At 71.3% G+C, this 15,747-nt stretch carries 16 protein-coding genes; 5 read left to right on the top strand and 11 right to left on the bottom strand.

Going from position 1 to position 15,747, the window contains the following annotated elements; translation table 11 throughout:
* Positions 1-5: 5 nt before the first annotated feature.
* On the bottom strand, positions 6-959 hold the full coding sequence (locus BZZ08_RS01430; RefSeq protein WP_104630254.1) for a carbohydrate ABC transporter permease: 954 nt from the start codon (positions 957-959) through the stop codon (positions 6-8).
* Positions 956-2,362 carry an extracellular solute-binding protein gene (locus BZZ08_RS01425; protein WP_104630253.1) on the bottom strand — a complete coding sequence of 469 codons (1,407 nt, stop codon included), beginning with the start codon at positions 2,360-2,362 and terminating at the stop codon, positions 956-958. The genes BZZ08_RS01430 and BZZ08_RS01425 overlap by 4 nt, the downstream gene beginning before the upstream one ends.
* A gap of 186 nt (positions 2,363-2,548) precedes the next feature.
* On the opposite strand from BZZ08_RS01425, the gene BZZ08_RS01420 reads away from it, so the two are divergent.
* Positions 2,549-4,099, top strand: coding sequence for a glycoside hydrolase family 32 protein (locus tag BZZ08_RS01420; protein WP_104630252.1), 1,551 nt, complete (start codon positions 2,549-2,551; stop codon positions 4,097-4,099).
* Between the two features lie 126 nt (positions 4,100-4,225).
* On the opposite strand, the gene BZZ08_RS01415 is transcribed toward BZZ08_RS01420, so the two are convergent.
* From BZZ08_RS01415 to BZZ08_RS01390, 5 genes are all read right to left on the bottom strand, one after another.
* On the bottom strand, positions 4,226-4,729 hold the full coding sequence (locus BZZ08_RS01415; RefSeq protein ID WP_104630251.1) for a MarR family winged helix-turn-helix transcriptional regulator: 504 nt from the start codon (positions 4,727-4,729) through the stop codon (positions 4,226-4,228).
* A 170-nt stretch (positions 4,730-4,899) separates the two neighbouring features.
* Positions 4,900-5,751 (bottom strand): ABC transporter permease, encoded by an 852-nt coding sequence (locus tag BZZ08_RS01405; protein ID WP_104630250.1) that lies wholly within the window; start codon positions 5,749-5,751, stop codon positions 4,900-4,902.
* Positions 5,752-5,771: 20 nt separating this feature from the next.
* Entirely contained in the window at positions 5,772-6,617 is an 846-nt protein-coding gene (locus BZZ08_RS01400) for an ABC transporter ATP-binding protein (protein ID WP_104630365.1), read from the bottom strand.
* A 50-nt stretch (positions 6,618-6,667) separates the two neighbouring features.
* Positions 6,668-7,006 carry a transcriptional regulator gene (locus BZZ08_RS01395; RefSeq protein WP_104630249.1) on the bottom strand — a complete coding sequence of 113 codons (339 nt, stop codon included), beginning with the start codon at positions 7,004-7,006 and terminating at the stop codon, positions 6,668-6,670.
* Positions 7,003-7,515, bottom strand: coding sequence for a hypothetical protein (locus tag BZZ08_RS01390; RefSeq protein ID WP_104630248.1), 513 nt, complete (start codon positions 7,513-7,515; stop codon positions 7,003-7,005). Before BZZ08_RS01390 ends, BZZ08_RS01395 begins: the two co-directional genes overlap by 4 nt.
* Before the next feature lie 124 nt (positions 7,516-7,639).
* Here BZZ08_RS01390 and BZZ08_RS01385 point away from each other — a divergent pair, with 124 nt between their 5' ends.
* On the top strand, positions 7,640-8,320 hold the full coding sequence (locus BZZ08_RS01385; RefSeq protein WP_104630247.1) for a GOLPH3/VPS74 family protein: 681 nt from the start codon (positions 7,640-7,642) through the stop codon (positions 8,318-8,320).
* Positions 8,321-8,391: 71 nt separating this feature from the next.
* Here BZZ08_RS01385 and BZZ08_RS01380 read toward each other — a convergent pair whose 3' ends face one another.
* Together BZZ08_RS01380 and BZZ08_RS01375 are read right to left on the bottom strand one after the other, a co-directional pair.
* Complete coding sequence (locus tag BZZ08_RS01380) at positions 8,392-9,570, bottom strand: Cmx/CmrA family chloramphenicol efflux MFS transporter (RefSeq protein ID WP_104630246.1); 1,179 nt, start codon at positions 9,568-9,570, stop codon at positions 8,392-8,394.
* A 275-nt stretch (positions 9,571-9,845) separates the two neighbouring features.
* Positions 9,846-10,472 carry a TetR/AcrR family transcriptional regulator gene (locus BZZ08_RS01375; protein ID WP_104630245.1) on the bottom strand — a complete coding sequence of 209 codons (627 nt, stop codon included), beginning with the start codon at positions 10,470-10,472 and terminating at the stop codon, positions 9,846-9,848.
* Between the two features lie 140 nt (positions 10,473-10,612).
* Between BZZ08_RS01375 and BZZ08_RS01370 the strand changes: the two genes are divergently transcribed.
* Positions 10,613-11,374 carry an SDR family NAD(P)-dependent oxidoreductase gene (locus tag BZZ08_RS01370; RefSeq protein WP_104630244.1) on the top strand — a complete coding sequence of 254 codons (762 nt, stop codon included), beginning with the start codon at positions 10,613-10,615 and terminating at the stop codon, positions 11,372-11,374.
* Positions 11,375-11,414: 40 nt separating this feature from the next.
* On the opposite strand, the gene BZZ08_RS01365 is transcribed toward BZZ08_RS01370, so the two are convergent.
* On the bottom strand, positions 11,415-13,223 hold the full coding sequence (locus BZZ08_RS01365) for a flavin-containing monooxygenase (RefSeq protein ID WP_104630243.1): 1,809 nt from the start codon (positions 13,221-13,223) through the stop codon (positions 11,415-11,417).
* Between the two features lie 172 nt (positions 13,224-13,395).
* Between BZZ08_RS01365 and BZZ08_RS01360 the strand changes: the two genes are divergently transcribed.
* On the top strand, positions 13,396-14,418 hold the full coding sequence (locus BZZ08_RS01360; RefSeq protein ID WP_198601211.1) for an SMP-30/gluconolactonase/LRE family protein: 1,023 nt from the start codon (positions 13,396-13,398) through the stop codon (positions 14,416-14,418).
* Between the two features lie 13 nt (positions 14,419-14,431).
* On the opposite strand, the gene BZZ08_RS01355 is transcribed toward BZZ08_RS01360, so the two are convergent.
* A complete protein-coding gene (locus BZZ08_RS01355; protein ID WP_104630241.1) occupies positions 14,432-15,025 on the bottom strand; it encodes a TetR/AcrR family transcriptional regulator in 594 nt (197 codons plus the stop codon).
* Positions 15,026-15,126: 101 nt separating this feature from the next.
* On the opposite strand from BZZ08_RS01355, the gene BZZ08_RS01350 reads away from it, so the two are divergent.
* Positions 15,127-15,732, top strand: a complete 606-nt coding sequence (locus BZZ08_RS01350; RefSeq protein ID WP_104630240.1) for a dihydrofolate reductase family protein — start codon at positions 15,127-15,129, stop codon at positions 15,730-15,732.
* Positions 15,733-15,747: the final 15 nt, after the last annotated feature.

Raw genomic sequence — 15,747 nt, 5'->3', positions numbered from 1 at the left:
CCAGCTCACTGGTAGTGGACGAAACGCCGGCTGAGCCGGAACTGGAGGGCGGTCACCGCCATGATCAGCACGAACAGCAGCACGCCCACCGCGGACGCGGTGCCGAAGCGCAGCTGCTCGAAGGCGGTTTCGTAGATGACCATCACGACGGTGCGGGTGGAGTCGCCGGGACCGCCGTTGGTCAGGACGTACGGCTGCTCGAAGACCTGGAGCGCGTTGATGATGCCGACCACGGACGCCACGAGCAGGGTCGGCGACAGCAGCGGCAGGGTGACGTGCAGGTGCTTGCGGAGTCCGGTGGCGCCGTCCAGGGCGGCGGCCTCGTGGACCTCCTTCGGGATGTTGTTGAGGCCGCCCACGAACAGCAGGAACGAGAACCCGAACTGCTGCCAGACATAGACCAGGATCACCGTGGCCATCGCCCCGTTCTCCGAGGTCAGCCAGGGCACCGGAGCGATCCCGACCAGGCCCACGAGCCAGTTGACCAGCCCGAAGTCCTGGTTGAACAGGTACTTCATCACCACGGAGATGGACGCCGCGGACAGCACCAGGGGGAAGAAGAACGCCGACCGGAACACCGACCGCAGCCACACCGGCATCCGCCCGTTCACCGCGATCGCCAGCACCAGCGCGATCAGCAGTTGCAGCGCGACCGCCAGCACCATGAACAGCAGCGTGTTGCGGAAGGAGACCAGCACCGTCGAGTCGCCGAAGACCTCGCCGTAGTTGGCCGCCCCTGCGAAGCTCGGATCGTCGATCACGTTCCAGTGGAAGAGGCTCAGCACCACCGAGCCGACGATGGGGACGACCGTGAAGACGACGATGCCGACGATCGTCGGTGCCAGGAACAGAGCGGCGAGCAGCCGCGTGCCGCGCTCCCGCGCGGACGGACGGACCACGGCCGCCAGTGGCCTGGACCGCGATTCCGGCCGGACCGGGGTGATCTGAGTGTGCGTCATACGTCACGCTCCATGGCCTTCTCCAGGTCGCCCTGGAGCCGGCGCAGCGCCGGACGCACCGCGCGCGGGGACGACAGGGCGGTGCCGGTGTGCTTCAGGAGCACCTGCTCGACCTCGGCCACCTGGGGCGGCGCCGGGATGGGTCCGGTGTCGGGGAAGCGGTCGAGGGTGTCGTAGAAGACCCGCCAGCCCTCGGGGCCGGTCTCCCGGTAGCGGTCGGCGGTCAGCATCGAGCGGCGCGCCGGGGTGGTCTGGTTGGTGGTGAACAGCCGGGTCAGGGTGTCCTTGCGGGCGGCGTACTTGATGAACTCCCACGCCTCCTCCTGCCGCTTCGAGGTGCGCAGCAGCGCGTAGCCGGCAGCGCCGAACTGGTGGCGCTGAGTGCGCCAGCGTGGGAAGTACTGCACGTCGTATCTGTCGGCGGGCATCCCCGCCTGGTGCAGGCCGCCGGCCCAGAAGCCGCCCGCGGGCGTCACGCCGACCCGGCCCGTGGAGAACACGCCGACCAGGTTCTGCCCGTTGCCGCCCTCGGGACGGGTACACAGGCCCTCCTCGATGAGGGAGGCCAGGTACTCGTACGTCTCCTCGAAGCGGGCGCCGGTCGCCTGCGGTGTGGTCCAGCGGAAGCCGCCGCCGCGCCCCCGCCGCTGTCGCGCCGGGTAGAAGGCGTCCCACAGCCAGTCGCCGCCGGGCGCCTTGGACTCGGCCAAAAGGTTGGTGCCGTTGGCGAAGAGCCAGGGCACCACTCCGCCCCACAGCCGGTTGGTCCAGAAGTACGGCGTGAAGTGGGAGTCGCTCGACTTCTTCATCCGGCGCAGCAGTGCGGTGAAGTCGTCGCGGGTCCAGTCGGCCGGCGGACGCTCCGCGCCGGCCCGTCGCAGCACCTGCCGGTTGAGGTACATGTCGGCCGCGTTGAACTCCACGGGGAGCTGGTAGAGGCTGCCCTCGTACATCATCGACTCCACCAGTGAGGGGTGGACGTCGGCGAAGTACTCCCGCAGTTCGTCGGCGTCCCGCCGGACCCAGTGGTCCAGGGGCACCCCGAGCCGTTGCGCGAACAGCTGCACGCCCTCCGTCGCGACGTAGACCAGGTCGGGGGCCATGCCCGCGGCGATCTGGGTGAGGATCTTGGCAAAGAAGTCCGACCAGTCGACGGCCTGCACCGCGTTGATCCGGAGCTTGATGTCGGGGTACTGCTCGGCGAAGCCCTCGGTGAGGGCGCGCACGGCGGCCGGACCGTAGGCGGGGCCCAGGGTGGCCACGACGAGGGAACCGTCGTCGCGGCCGGGGATGTCGGCCGCGGTGAGCCGGTCCCAAGAGGCAGCGGCACCGGCCAGTGCGGCGGCCGCCGCCCCGTAGGCGCCGTACCGCAGCAGGCTGCGGCGGGTGTGCGAGTCGGTCATCGGACGTACCTAACTCGTGTTAGTCGAGAGCTGATGCCGATGATGATGGGAACCCCGCCGCAGCCCTGTCAAGACTCGGGAACCACTTGACCTTTAACGAGTTAGGTCTACAGTCCTGGTTCCACGAGAGCCGCCGTTCGGAGCCTCTGATTCCGGGGCTCGCTCGATCGAGAGGAACGATGTGTGATGCGTGGACTGTCCAGACGAGCGCTCTTCGCCGGGTCCGCCGCCGGTGCGGGCGCCGCGCTGCTCCCCACGGCGGGCACCGCCGCCGCGAAACCCCGGGCCGCCGCCCCGGCCTGCGCCCGCTACCGGGCCGCGTACCACTTCACCGTCCCCGACCAGTGGAAGAACGACCCGCAGCGTCCGGTCTGGATCGACGGCGAGTACCACTACTACTACCTGTACAACCCGGACTACGTCGCCGGCGGCACCACGGCGGGCACCGCCTGGCGCCTGGCCACCAGCACCGACCTGGTCCGCTTCACCGACCGCGGCATCGCCGTCCCGAAGGACACCACGCCGGGCGGGGACGTCTGGTCGGGGTCGGCGGTGGTGGACACGGGCGACACGGCGGGCTTCGGTGCCGGCGCGGTGATCGTGCTCGCGACCATGGAACCGGCAGGCGGTGCGCAGGCCCAGTACCTGTACTACTCCACCGACGGCGGCCGCACCTTCCGCCCTCACGGCACCGCCCCGGTGCTGCCCAATCCGGGCGGCCGCGACTTCCGCGACCCGAAGGTGATCCGGGACGAGGAGCGCGGCCGGTGGGTGATGGCGCTCGCCGAGAACAACAAGGTGGGCTTCTACCACTCGGCCGACCTCAAGGCGTGGACGTACGCCGGCGGGTTCGTCAAGGACGGCATCGGCGTCCTGGAGTGCCCCGACCTGTTCCGGATCACCTCCGAGGACGGCACCGTGAAGTGGGTGCTCGGCGTGAGCGCCAACGCCAAGGGCGCCGGGCTGCCCAACACCTACGCCTACTGGACCGGCGCCTTCGACGGCAGTGCCTTCGTCCCCGACGCGCCGGACCCGCAGTGGCTGGACCACGGCTGGGACTGGTACGGCGCCGTCACCTTCGAGAAACGGGACGGCGGCGGCATCCTGGACGAGCGCGCCCGCTACGCCATCGGCTGGCTGAACAACTGGGACTACGCCAACATCACACCCACCATCGACACCGACGGCTTCAACGGCACCGACTCCATCGTCCGCGAGGTGACCCTCAAGCGCGCCGCCACCGGCACCCACTACCTCGCCTCCCGCCCGATCGCCGCCCTGGACCGCTACGTCTCGCGCACGGTGCGGCTGGGCGACCTCGCGGTCGAGGGCACACGTGTACTCGACTACCGCGGCACCGCCTACGAGGTGAGCTGCGAGATCACCTGGGACCAGCTCACCGGTGCGGGTCTCCAACTGCGCCGCTCCAACGACGGCGGCCGCCACGTCGACGCGGGGGTCTACCGCGACTACGCCTTCCTCAACCGCAGGCCCACCGTCAACCCGGACGCCTCGGGGCGCTGGCAGGAGAGCAGGAGCCCGTTCGATCCGTCGGCGCGGCGGGTGCGGCTGCGGGTTCTGGTGGACCGCACGTCGGTGGAGATGTTCGTGGACGACGGGCGTGATGTGCACACCTCGGAGGCGTTCCCGTACCTCATCGACGACCGGCTCGCGCTGTTCACCGTCGATGGCGGGGCGGTGTTCCGGGACACGGTGATAAGGGAGTTCACCGTGTGAGGCTCCTCGCCGTTCCTAGCCGGATATCGCATCGAGCGCATCGCGGCGCCTGCTGACGCGCCCGGCCGCCTGACGGTGTCCGACCTGCGACGGGCTGCCGACCGGCACCCGTGGAGACCTCGGCCTTCACGGTCTCCCTCTGCGGCGGCGAGGCGCGGCCGAGCGGGGTGGCGTCGAGCGCATGTGGTCGCGCACCGGCGCCAGTAGGCCGGCGAGCGTCTGGACGTCGTCGCGCGAAAGCGGTGCGAACAGGAGGCCGCTGACCACCTCGACGTGCCCCGGCAGCACCTTCGCCAGCAGCTCGCGCCCGGCACCGGTGATGGTGACCGTGATGCTCCGCTCGTCGTCCGGCGAGGGAGCGCGGACGACCAAGCCGTCCTTTTCGAGGAGACCGACCTGGTACGTCAGGCCGCTGCGGCTGTAGACGACACCGTCGGCCAGGTCGGTCATGCGGTGGCTGCCCGTCGGCGAGTCCCCGAGCCGGGCCAGGAGCTGAAACTGCACATAGCTGAGATCGCCGGTTTCGCGCAGCTGCTGCTCGACCGCATGCCGGAGCAGGCTCGTCACCTCGATGAGGTCGAAGTAGGCGCCGAGCTGCACAGGGTCGAGCGAGGGCGGTGAATCAGGCATGAACGGAGTCTACTGCTTCGAATTCGAAGTGTGGGGCGCGCCGCCGGTCCGGCCCGACTGGCCTGTCCCGGGCCATCACCGCGTCGACTTCCGCCGCCGGCCCACGCGCTCCTTATGCCTGACCCCGCCCGCCCGGAGGACCACCTGCTCTCCACCCTCCCGGCCCGCACCTACGCGGACAGGGCCCCGCTCTGTTCCGCCCTGCGGTGGCGTGCGCTCAGGCGGGAACCGGACTCGCGGCGGGCGGCGCGGCGCAGCAGGGGGACGGCGAGGAGGAAGCCGAGGACGGTCCAGGCGGTGAGGACCAGGGCGACCATGGGCAGCTCCCAGGATCCTGCCGCCTCGGCGGTGCGCGCCGCATCGGGCAGCAGCGCCGAACGCAGGCCCTGCGCCATCCACTTGAGCGGGAAGACCGAGGCCACCTGCTGGACCGGCACGGGCAGTGAGGTGATCGGGAACACCGTCCCTGACGTGACCAGCAGCCCCATCACCGGCAGCATGATGAGCGCCAGCGCCTCGCGCGGGTTGGGCAGTACGGCGCCGATCGCCGCGCCCAGCGGTACGACGGCGAGCAGCCCGAGCGTGGTGACCCACAGCAGGGTCAGCCAGCCGGCCGGTCCGTGCGGCAGCGGCCCGTCCACGAACACGGCCGCCGTCAGCAGGAGCAGGGCCAGGGTGCCGAGCGCGGTGACGACCACCAGCACGCACTTGGCGACGAGGTACGCCCGTATCCCGCCCGGGGTGGCGCGCAGCCGCAGCAGGGCGCCCTCCTCGCGCTCGGTCACGAGGATCTGCGGAAGGCTGACCAGCCCGATCTGGAACAGCAGGTAGGCGGCGAAGCCGGCCAGCACCAGATGGGCCATCGGCGTCCGGGTGCCCGGCACGTCGTCGCCGACGAAGGCGGCGACGGCCAGCGCGACGACCACGTTGGTCAGATGGCCGAACAGCTCCTTCGGATTGCGCAGCAGCTGACGCAGTTCGATGCCGCCGCGCTGGAGTCCGGCACGCCAGTGCCCCGTCATGGGTGTTCCCTTCGTTCCCCTCATGCGGCCCGCGTCTCCCCCTCCGGGCCATCGCCCGCTCGGTGCACCATGTGCAGGTAGGTGTCCTCCAGCGTCGGGCGGCGGACCTCCAGACCGGGAATCGGCCCGTCCGCGTCCCGGTGGAGTTCCCAGACCAGCTTCGACGGGTCCGCCGTGCGTTCGCGCCGAGGCGTCCCGTCGTCGGCCGTCCAGCGGACCTCGGCCTCGGCAGCGGCCCGCCGGGCCAGTTCGGCCGGGGTGCCGCAGGCACGGATACGGCCGCCGACCAGCATCGCGATCCGGTCGGCGAGCCGCTCCGCCTCCACCAGGTCATGGGTGGTGAGCAGCACGGTGACGTCCTCGTCGTGGGCCAGCCGCTCGACCAGGAGGTGGAACTCGTGCCGCGCCTCGGGGTCGAAGCCGGTGGTCGGCTCGTCGAGGAAGAGCAGCTCGGGGCGGCCGATGATGCCGAGCGCGACGTCCAGCCGCCGGCGCTGACCGCCGGAGAGCCGGTTCACCTGCCGGCCGGCCTGCTCGTCGAGGCCGACCAGCGCCAGCAGTTCGGCGGGGTCGCGCGGGTCGGGGTAGTACGTCGCGAAGTGCGTGAGCAGTTCGGCGACCCGCCAGCGGGGATGGTCGCGCCAGGACTGCAGGACCAGTCCGATCCGTCCGCGCCAGCCGTCGGAGCCCCGCTCCGGGTCGGTGCCCAGGACGCGGACGTCACCGGCGGAACGCCGCCGGAAGCCCTCCAGGATCTCGACGGTGGTGGTCTTCCCGGCGCCGTTGGGCCCCAGCAGGGCGAAGACCTCGCCGCGGTGGATGTCCAGGTCCACACCGCGCAGGACGTCGACACCGCCGTACGTCATCGTCACGCCGCGGGTCTCGACGACGGCCTGTTCGGACGTGTGCCGGCGCGTCACCGTGCCGCCTCCGTCGGATGCTGCCGTGCCGGTGCCGGTGTGCCGGTGCCCTCGACGATCGCCCGCAGGGCCGCGACGTGTCCTTCGAACGCGCCGCGCCCCCGGTCCGTCAGCCGCACGTTCGTACGCCGCTTGCGGCCGCCGCCCACCTTGCGGAGCTCCAGATATCCGGCCTCTTCCAGGGTGTGGAGCTGCTTCGAGAGCGCGGAGTCGCTGAGCGAGAGGCTGTCGCGCACGAAGGCGAAGTCGGCCCATTCGGTGGCGGCGAGCAGCGCGACCACCGACAGCCGGGTGGCGGGATGGATCAGTTCGTCGAAGCCGGCGGGAACACTCACCTGCCCGCCCCCTCGCCGGCCGGCCGTCCCTCTCGGCCTCGCAGGGAGCTCATCGACCACCGGGTCAACGGCCCGACGAACAGGACGAACACGGACGCCGAGACCGTGGCCCGGACCAACGCGCCCGTCATCGGCTCCAGAGGTTCGACCAGCCGGCCCGACAGCACGATCGTCCCGCCGGTCACCACCGCTCCCGCGACGAAGCTCGCGAGCATCCGCCAGTCGCAGCGGGAGTGGTGCAGGCGGACCCGGCTCCTGCGGCTGTAGGTCCGGGCCAGCGCGCCCAGCACCACGAGATATCCGCCGAGCGCCAGCCAGACACCCCACTTGGGCAGCTCCAGACCGGTGACGACCAGGAAGACCCACATGATCGAGGCCGTCGCCCAGGTCGCGCCGGGCCCGCCGGACGCCGACCGCTCGACCTCGTCGTACACCCGCTCCTGCGGCACCCGAATGCGCTGCAGGTCCCTCCATGCCTGTTCCGCGTCGACCGGTGTGCTCACGGTCACCGCCTCCCCGTGTGTTGTTGCGTCCCGCTGGACTTTCCTACTGGGAAAGTTACCCTTGGCTTTCCCGGCAGGCAAGTCGTACTTGCAGGTGCGGGGCCCGATGGCGGAAGACGGAAGAGGATCCATGCGCGAAGACCCGCTCCTCGTCGAGGACCTGATGCTGCTGATGTTCGACGACAGGTCGGGCACGGTCGCGGGGGCCGGCACGCTGTACTACACCCTGGGCGGCGCCGTGCTCGTCGAACTCGCCCGGTCCGGCCGCGTCAGGGTCGACGAGGCGGACAAGGGACTGAACGGCCTGCGGGTGCACGCCGTCGAAGGTGAGCCACCGTCCGATCCCGTCCTGCGGGCCGCAGCCGAGAAGGTCGCCGAACGCGTGCGCGGCGTGCAGACCCTCCTCATCGAGCTCGGCACCGGGCTGCGGCTGCGCGAGACCGTGCTCGACCGCCTCGTGGAGCGGGGCATGCTGCGCCGCGAGAGCAGGCGCAGGCTGGGCGTCATCCGTACGACGGTCATGCGCCCCGCCGACACCGGGCACAAGGATGCCTTGGTGGCACGCGTGCGCGCGGTCCTCGTCGACGGGGCGGAGCCGGACGACCGTACGGCGGCGCTGGCCGGCCTGCTCTCCGCGAGCGGCACCCTGCCGGGCCTGCACCGGGTGATCCCGTGGTCCGGCGCGGTCCACCGGCGCGGAAAGCAGCTCGAGCAGTCCAGTTGGGGCGCCGAAGCGGTGAACACCGCGGTGCTCCGAACCGTCGCGGCCGTCACCGCGTCAGCCGGGACCACCGCCGCCGTCACAGGCTGAGCCCCCGCACGGCGCCCCTCGCGAGCACCGCCGCGTCATGGCCGAAGGCGGTTGGCGGTTCCCCACGCGCGTCACTGGAGCGTCTCGACGCCTTGGCCAGTGGTGATCACGGCACGGGAGAGGAGCGCGATGAGCAGGGCGACAGCGACCAGGAGGCCGCTTGTCCACAGCGGGCCGCGGTCCCCGGCCGCGGTGGTGAGGGTGGTCGCGGCAGCGAGGGGGCCTACGGCGGCGCCGGCGTTGAGGGCGGCGGTCGCGTAGGAGCCGGCCATGGTGGGGGCTCCCGCGCCCTCGTAGAGAACCCGGGTGATCAACGTGCTGCCCAACGCGAAGGACAGCGCGCCCTGCGTGAACACGAGGAGGAACAGGGCGACCGGCTCGTCGGCCAGCAGGGCCAGGGCAGGCCAGCCGAGGAGCAGCAGCGGACCGCCGGCCGTGACGACCAGGCCGGGGCGCCGGTCGGAGAGCCGCCCGGCGACGGTGACGCCGACGAAGGAACCGGCACCGAAGAGCACCAGGACGACAGGGATCCACAGCTCGTCCAGCCCGGCGGTGCCGGTCACCACGGGGGCGAGGAAGGTGAAGCTCGCGAACGTCGCCGCGTTCACCAGCGCGCCGAGCAGCATCGCCAGGGTCAATCGCGGCCTGGTGAGCTGGGCGAGCTCCGTTCGCAGGGCGGGTCCGTCAGTCGTTTCGTTCCGTGCACGGTGTGCGGGGAGTCCGGCGAGGATGCCGATGGCGGCGGGCAGGCAGAGGGCGGCCACGGCCCAGAAGGTGGCCCGCCAGCCGAGCAGCGCGCCGAGTACCGATCCGCCGGGGACACCGGCGACCGTGGCCACCGTCGTGCCCGACAGCAGTACGGCCAGCGCACGCCCCTTCCTGTCGGGCGGGACCAGAGCGGCGGCGGCCGTCAGAGCGACGGCGAGGAACCCCGCGTTCGCGAGCGCGGCGACGACCCGGGTCGTGAACAGCACCGGAAAGTTGGCGGTGGTGGCGCCCACGGCGTGGGCCGCGGCGAAGGCGAGGATGAACCCCAGAAGGCTGGAGCGCCTGGGCCAAGTGCGGGCAAGCGCGGCCACCAGGGGGGCGCCGACGACCATGCCGACCGCGAAGGCCGAGGTGAGCGTGCCTGCGGTCCCGACGGTGACGTCGAGGTCCGAGGCGATGTCCGGCAAGAGACCGGCGAGCATGAACTCCGAGGTGCCCATGGCGAAGACGGCCAGGGCAAGCAGGTACAGCGGGAAAGGCATCGAGTGGCTCCGAGGTGAGGAGAGGCACGAGGAGGTCTTCTCGTCACCGCGGTCGGCCCCCAGGGGCACTCGTCCCACCGCGGAATGCGGCGCGACGGCAGGGCTGTGCGCTCAGTGGTTCAGGGGGCTGACGGCGTGACCGAAAGCCCCCACCTCGTCCGACTCAGGACTCGACATGGCCCGCACGCTACCCGACCGGGGCCCGCCGAGGCACCTCGGTTCCGCCCGGACGACCGGCGGGCGGCCAGGGCGCGTCATCCTGGCCGATGTCCGAGTCAGGTGAGCCCGGCCGCCGCGAGACCCAAGGCGGTGCGCAGAGTGGCTGCGAGGTCGGCTCGGGCGGGCGTGGGGCCGGAGTCCGGCTCAGCCGATCGGTAGGCGTGGTGTTCGACGGCTGCGCGCAGTGCGGCGTTGAGCATGGCGGCCCAGACGGCAGGCCGTACGTCGTCGCCGGGCAGCCCGGCGCGCTCGGCGAGGGCGCGCGCGAAGGCGGGTTCCGCTTCGTCGCGGGTCTGCAGCCAGACCGCGCGCAGGCCCGGTTCGGTGCGGGTCAGCCGGAGCAGGGCACCGACGTCCGGTCCGGTCAGTTCCTCGTCGTTGGTCCACACGTGGTCGAAGGCCTCCTGGAGGGGCCTGCCGGGACGCCACTCCCGCAGCGCGGCGGCGATCATGTCGATGCCGGTCGAGAACAGCGGCCGTACGCAGCTCTCCTTGGTCGGGAAGTACCGCCAGACCGTCCGTGCCGAGACGCCGACCGCCTGCCCGATCTGCTCGCCCGTGGTCGCGGCGACGCCCTGGGCGATGAACAGGCCGACCGCGGCGCGAGCGATCTCCAGCCGGATGGCGGCCTTGCGTTCGTCGGTCAGCGGCGGTCGCCCCGTCCGTCCACGGGCTGCGGTCATCTGGCCCTCCGGCGCCGGTGATCGGTGTCGTGGGCATTCTGCCCCACGACTTTATGTCACTGCGAGACATAAACTTGTAGAGTGCCGGCACGGTGGGGCAGCAGTCCGCCGCCTCGGCGATTCTTCGAACGGAGCAGTTGATGACCATGGGCCTGAACGGACGCAGCGTGATCGTCACGGGAGCGGGATCGGGCATCGGCCGCGCGGCCGCGCTGGCCTTCGCCGCCCAGGGCGACCGCGTCGTGGTGGCGGACCTCAATGCCGAAGGTGCTGCGGCGACCGTCGAGGAGGTCGAGCGGTCGGGCGGCACCGCGGTGGCCGTCACGGGCGACCTGAGCGAGCAGGCCGTCGTCGACCAGGTGGCCGCCACGGCCGTGGAGCGGTTCGGCGGCGTGGACGTCCTGGTGAACAACGCGGGAATCATGGACAGCATGTCGGCGCCGGCCGACGTGAGTGACGCCGAATGGGAGCGGGTCATCAGGGTCAACCTCACGGCACCCTTCCTGCTCGCCCGCGCCGTACTGCCGCACATGCTGGCCGCGGGCCGCGGCGCCATCGTGAACACCGCCTCCGAGGCCGCCCTGCGCGGCAGCGCGGCGGGCGCCGCCTACACGGTGTCCAAGCACGGTGTGGTGGGACTGACGAAGTCGCTGGCGGTGATGTACCGCAAGGACGGTATCCGCGCCAACGCCGTCTGCCCGGGCGGCACCGCGACCGCCATCGCGGTGGCGGCCGACCGGACGGCACACGGCCCGGCGGTGCTCGGTCCGCACTTCGTCAATCTCGGCCGTGTGTCGCAGCCGGAGGAACAGGCGGCGGCCATCCTGTTCCTCGCCTCGGACGCCGCGAGCAATATCAACGGAGCGATCCTGCCCGTCGACGACGGCTGGTCCGCGGTCTGATACGGCACCGACCTCCCCCGAAGCCAACAGCAGCCGGAACCTACCCCCGCGCGGGTGTCCCGGGGATGAGGATTTCGTCGATGGACTCCTCGCGCCACCGCTTGAGGAGTTCGTGGAACGCGACGGCGCCGTGCGGGTAGGCGGTGGGGCCGTTCGGCCTGCCGCGTCCCTCGGCGTTGTAGTAGCCGGGGGTGCATTCGGCGTGGAACCAGGCATGGTCGGGGGCGTGTTCGGCCAGGGCGGCGATCCATGCCTCCTCGGCTTCGCGGGACGGTTCGATGACGGCGCCCCGCGCCTGCGCGGCCGCGATGAGCGCCGCGCCGTGGACGGCGTGCTCGTCCAGTACGTGGGTGTAGTTGACGCTGCTGGCGCTCTGCACCCCGCCCAGTTGGATCAGGTTGGGGAAGCCGTTGCTGGTGAATCCGTGCAGCGTGCGTGGGCCACGCTCGGCCCACGCGTCCCGCAGCCGGACGCCGCCGCGGCCCCGCACGGGGAGCCGGCCCGAGTGGACGCCGGAGACGCCGACGGAGAACCCGGTGGCGAAGACGAGGCAGTCGAGGGGGTACTCGGTGCCGCCGACCACGACACCGCGCTCGGTCATCCGCTCGATGCCATGGGTGTCCGCCGTGTCGACGAGGGTGACGTTGGCCCGGTTGAACGCCTGGAGGTACAGGTCGGAGAAGGTCGGGCGCTTGCAGGCGTACCGGTACCAGGGCTTGAGCCGGTCCGCCGTGTCCGGGTCGGTGACGACGTCGTCGACTCGGGCGCGGATCTGGTTCATCCTGGCGGCGTCCGCGACCTCGTAGGCCGCTTCGAACGCCGCCCGGTCGCCCTGCCGGCGAAAGCTCGGCAGCAGCTTCTCCAGGAGACCGGCCGCCGCCGTCCACTGGTCCGCGACGAGGTCTTCCTCCGCATCCTCCCCCGAGACGACGCGCAGGAAGTTGTCGCGGCGCTCGGCGGCCCAGCCGGCACGGTCGGCGCCGACGTCCCGAGCGGTGGTACGGCGGTTGCCGCGCACGTCCACGGTGGACGGAGTCCGCTGGAAGACGTAGAGATGTCCGGCGTCCTCGGCCAGTTTCGGAACGACCTGGACGCCGGTGGCGCCGGTCCCCACCACGCCCACGCGCTTGTCCGCGAGGCCGGTCAGACCGCCGTCCGGAGTGCCGCCGGTGTAGGAGTAGTCCCAGCGCGAGGTGTGGAAGGTGTGGCCCTCGAACTTCTCGATGCCGGGGATGCCCGGCAGCTTCAGCTCCGACAGGGTTCCGGTGGCCGTGACGACGTAGGTCGCCCGGAACTCGTCCTGCCGGTCGGTCTCGACGATCCACGCCCCGCTCGTGTCGTCCCAGGAGAGCGAGGTGACCGCGGTGGAGAACAGGGCGTCCGCGTAGAGGTCGAACTTCTCGCCGATACGCACCGCGTGCCGGCGGATCTCCTCGCCGGGGGCGTACTTCCACTCCGGTACGTAGCCGGTCTCGTCCAGCATCGGCAGGTACACGTGCGCCTCGATGTCGCAGTGGATGCCGGGGTAGCGGTTCCAGTACCAGGTGCCCCCGAGGTCGCCGCCCTTCTCGATGACGCGGACGCGCGCGACGCCCTGCTGCCGCAGCCGCGCCCCCGCGAGGATGCCGCCGAATCCGCCGCCGACGATCGCGACGTCCACCCGGTCCCGCACCGGCTCGCGCCCGTCCGTCTCCCCCGCGTAGGGGTCGGCGGCGTAGTAGCCGAACTCGGCGTCCGCGCCGAGGTACTGCCGGGTGCCGTCGGGGCGTACGCGTCGCTCCCGCTCGCGCCGGTACCGCTCCCTGAGTTCGGCGAGTGCCTCGGGAGTCAGCTCCTGTGAATGTGCCATGTGGGGGGACCCTGTTCCTTCCGCTTCACCGTCAGGAAGCCACGCGCCCGTGAACCGGGGCGGAACCGACGGGACTTGAGCAGCCATGCAGTACCGTAGCAAGAACCGGACAGTGCTGTCCGGTTGGCTGTACGTTGCTTCCGCATACTTTCGGACAGGATGAGTGATGCACATGCGACGCCTCCCGATCCGGCCCCTGGCCGGGCTCGTCACCCTCGGCGCGCTGGCCCTTGCGGGGTGCGGCACGCAGACCGCCGGTGCGCCGCTGGACCCGGGCACCTCCGGAGGTGACCGGACCATCCGCGCCCAACAGGTCATGCGCCTGACGGAGGTGCACGAGCAGACCGGGATGACCCTGCTGGAGGGGCCGGTCTTCGACGAGGACGGCCAACTGCTCGTCGTCGACGTCACCGCGCCGGCGGGCGAGCCGAAGGTTCTGCGGGTGAATGTCCGGAAGAGGACGTCGGAGCCCGTCCACACGGACGCTCGCGGCACCTACACCTCGGCCCAGTTCAGCCCGTACGACGGACGGATCTACCTGACCGACTTCTCCCACGGAGACATCGTGAGTCTGGCCCCGGACGGCGGCGACCCGCGGACCTTCTTCTCCGGCGAGGTCGACGGATCACGGATGAACCCCGACGACCTCGCCTTCGACCGGGAGGGAAACCTGTACGTCAGCGACTCACGCGGCATGTCCGAGGGCGAGGCGAAGGGCCGAGTGGTGCGGATCGACCGCGCGGGAAAGGAGGCCGCCGTCCTGGCGGACGGTCTGGCGTCGCCGAACGGCATCTCCTTCGACGCGGACCACCGCGGGCTGTGGTTCAGCGAGTTGACGCAGAACCGCGTCTCCTACCTCCTCCTGGACGGCAAGGGCGGGGTGGCCTCACGGCACACCGCCATCCGGGTCGACGGCGGGATCGCCCAGACCGACTCGATCGCGGTGGACGCGGACGGCAATCTGTACCAAGGCCTGCACGGGCGCCCCGCGATGGCGGTCTACGACAAGTACGGTGAGCGCCTGGCCACCGTGACCGTTCCGGCCCGCGCCGCCCGCGGGCTCGAATCGGCGACCAACGTGGCCATCACGCCCGGCGGAACCAGGGCCTACATGACCGTGAGCGGGCCGAGCGGAGGTTACCTCTACAGCTTCGACGCACTGGGCAAGGGCATCCGCCAGTCCAACGGCGGCTGACGCCTGCGCTTCGTCACTCCGCGAAGGGGCGCACCGGCCCCACCTCGACGCCGAGAAGCCGCCATGCCGCCCGTGCCCGGCGTTCCCGCTGGTCGCGGGTGGGGCCGGTGACGGCACCGGAGACCATGGCAATGGCGATCATGAGGTCGTCGTCCGCCGCGGCCAGCCGGTGACCGTCCGGCAGCCGCGCCCGCAGGGCACGCTCGACCCGCTCGGACAGGTCGTGCGCGTAGGAGGGGACACTGGACGGGCTGCCCGCCCCGTCGGCGTGCAGCAGGCCGATGAACGCCGCCGACTCCGTCAGGTGCCAGGTCAGGACGCCGAGCACGCGTGGCAGGTCCGTGTCCTGAGCCGCGGCCGTCCGCTCCACCTCCCGGACGTTCTCCTCCAGCACCGCGGTCGCCACGGCCTCCCGGTCGGGAAAATGCCGGTACAGGACCCCCTGGCCGACCCCGGCGCGACGCGCGATGGCGGAGAGCGGAGCGTCCAGGCCGTACTCCGAGTAGACCGCCCGTGCGGCGGCGACCAGAGCCGCCCGGTTACGGGCAGCGGCCTTGCGTCCCTCGTTCGCGGGCCGCCGCTCCTCGGAAACACGGTGCTGCGTCACCCCGAGAGAGTACCCGGACGGGGGGTGGCCGGAGCGACCCGAGTTCCGCCGATGAGTTTCCGGTCGTCGCGTGGTCTACCCCTCGACGAAGGGAGCGCACCATGCGCAAGGTCATTGTTTGCACCTTCCTGACGCTGGACGGCGTCATGCAGGCGCCGGGTGGTCCGGACGAGGATGCCGAGAGCGGCTTCCGGCACGGCGGCTGGCAGAAGCCGGTGGACGACGAGGAGGTCGGCACGGCCATCGCCGGCTGGTACGAGCACTCCGACGCGATGCTGCTCGGCCGCAAGACGTACGAGATCTTCGCGTCGTACTGGCCGACCGCCGATCCCGGCAACCCGTTCACCCACCGGATGAACAGCATGGACAAGTACGTGGCGTCCCGGACCCTGACGTCCCTCGACTGGCAGAACTCCACCCTGCTGGAGGGCGACGTCGCCGATGCCGTACGCAAGCTCAAGACGACCGACGGCGGCGACATCAACGTCGTCGGCAGCGGCGACCTCGCCCAGACCCTCATGCGGCACGACCTCGTCGACGAGTACCGGCTGACCATCCACCCGGTGATCATCGGCACCGGCAAGCGGCTGTTCGCCGACGGTGCGGTCCCCACCGCGCTGGAGCCGGTCAGCGTCTCGACGACGAAGGGCGGCACCGTCGTCGGCGTCTACCGGCCGAACGGCAGGCCGAGCTACGACAGTTACTAGGCCCGTCTGACAAAG

The organism is Streptomyces sp. MH60 (genome assembly GCF_002939385.1).
Classification (GTDB): domain Bacteria; phylum Actinomycetota; class Actinomycetes; order Streptomycetales; family Streptomycetaceae; genus Streptomyces.
This window is presented reverse-complemented; position numbering and strand designations above follow the sequence as displayed.

Bases quoted from the DNA above. Each gene is read 5' to 3' on its own strand.
- BZZ08_RS01430 (WP_104630254.1), bottom strand. From the start codon at position 959: ATGACGCACACTCAGATCACCCCGGTCCGGCCGGAATCGCGGTCCAGG.
- BZZ08_RS01425 (WP_104630253.1), bottom strand. From the start codon at position 2,362: ATGACCGACTCGCACACCCGCCGCAGCCTGCTGCGGTACGGCGCCTAC.
- BZZ08_RS01420 (WP_104630252.1), top strand. From the start codon at position 2,549: ATGCGTGGACTGTCCAGACGAGCGCTCTTCGCCGGGTCCGCCGCCGGT.
- BZZ08_RS01415 (WP_104630251.1), bottom strand. From the start codon at position 4,729: ATGCCTGATTCACCGCCCTCGCTCGACCCTGTGCAGCTCGGCGCCTAC.
- BZZ08_RS01405 (WP_104630250.1), bottom strand. From the start codon at position 5,751: ATGACGGGGCACTGGCGTGCCGGACTCCAGCGCGGCGGCATCGAACTG.
- BZZ08_RS01400 (WP_104630365.1), bottom strand. From the start codon at position 6,617: ATGACGTACGGCGGTGTCGACGTCCTGCGCGGTGTGGACCTGGACATC.
- BZZ08_RS01385 (WP_104630247.1), top strand. From the start codon at position 7,640: ATGCGCGAAGACCCGCTCCTCGTCGAGGACCTGATGCTGCTGATGTTC.
- BZZ08_RS01380 (WP_104630246.1), bottom strand. From the start codon at position 9,570: ATGCCTTTCCCGCTGTACCTGCTTGCCCTGGCCGTCTTCGCCATGGGC.
- BZZ08_RS01375 (WP_104630245.1), bottom strand. From the start codon at position 10,472: ATGACCGCAGCCCGTGGACGGACGGGGCGACCGCCGCTGACCGACGAA.
- BZZ08_RS01370 (WP_104630244.1), top strand. From the start codon at position 10,613: ATGACCATGGGCCTGAACGGACGCAGCGTGATCGTCACGGGAGCGGGA.
- BZZ08_RS01365 (WP_104630243.1), bottom strand. From the start codon at position 13,223: ATGGCACATTCACAGGAGCTGACTCCCGAGGCACTCGCCGAACTCAGG.
- BZZ08_RS01360 (WP_198601211.1), top strand. From the start codon at position 13,396: ATGCGACGCCTCCCGATCCGGCCCCTGGCCGGGCTCGTCACCCTCGGC.
- BZZ08_RS01350 (WP_104630240.1), top strand. From the start codon at position 15,127: ATGCGCAAGGTCATTGTTTGCACCTTCCTGACGCTGGACGGCGTCATG.